Annotated in this window: 2 protein-coding genes; both read left to right on the top strand. The window is 76.4% G+C overall.

Annotation, left to right across the window (positions count from 1 at the left end; translation table 11 throughout):
- Positions 1-712, top strand: a 712-nt coding sequence (locus SACPADRAFT_RS26645) for a PDR/VanB family oxidoreductase (RefSeq protein WP_157577126.1), incomplete at its 5' end; no start/stop codon positions are given.
- Positions 713-756: 44 nt separating this feature from the next.
- Positions 757-901: SDR family NAD(P)-dependent oxidoreductase (locus tag SACPADRAFT_RS31420; RefSeq protein WP_007027779.1), on the top strand; the 145-nt coding region annotated here is incomplete at its 3' end.

Genomic DNA, 901 nt, shown 5'->3' with positions numbered 1-901 from the left:
CGGCGCGGGCTCCGCCGAGATCCACGACGAGCTGCGGCGGGGCGCGTGCCTCACCGTGCGCGGCCCCCGCAACGCCTTCCGGCTCGTCGCCGCGGAGTCCTACCGGTTCGTGGCGGCGGGCATCGGCATCACGCCGATCCTGCCGATGGTGCGCGCCTGCCACCGGGCGGGCGCCGACTGGCGGCTGGTCTACCTCGGCCGCGACCGGCCGAGCATGCCGTTCCTGGACGAGCTCCCCGCCCGGGACGGCGACCGGATCGAACTCCGCACGGACGGGGAGTCCGGACCGCCGGACGTCGGCGACCTCGTGCCGTCGGCCGGGCCGGGCACCGCCGTCTACCTGTGCGGGCCGCCGCCGCTGATGACGGCGGCGCGGGACCGGCTGCGGGAGACCGCCCCGCACGCCTCCGTGCACACCGAGCGGTTCTCCCCGGAACCGGTGGTGCGCGGCGAACCGTTCGACATCGAGCTGCGGCGCAGCGGCCGCACGGTGTCCGTGGCCGCCGACGAGACGGCACTGACCGCGCTCCGCCGGGAACGACCGGACGTCGCCTACTCGTGCCGGCAGGGATTCTGCGGCACGTGCCGGGTGGCGGTGCTCGACGGGCGGGTCGAGCACCGGGACACGACCCTCACCGCGGCCGAACGCGACCGGGCGATGTTGCCGTGCGTGTCCCGGGCGGCGGGCCCGACGATCTCGCTCGACCTCTGAGCCACCAAACCTCCGAGCACGTCGAACCCGGAAAGGAGGCGTCGATGACGCGGCACCGACTCGACCTCTCCGGCGCGGTCGCGCTGATCACCGGCGCCGCGCGGGGGATCGGCCTCGCCCTGGCCCGCGAGCTGCACCGGCGCGGCGCCACCGTGGCCCTGCTGGACGTCGAGCACGCCGCGTGCGCGG

The sequence above is a fragment of the Saccharomonospora iraqiensis subsp. paurometabolica YIM 90007 genome (genome assembly GCF_000231035.2).
In the GTDB taxonomy this organism is placed as follows: Bacteria; Actinomycetota; Actinomycetes; order Mycobacteriales; family Pseudonocardiaceae; genus Saccharomonospora; species Saccharomonospora paurometabolica.
The sequence above is the reverse complement of the archived record's forward strand: the minus strand, read 5'-3'. Positions and strand labels throughout refer to the sequence as shown.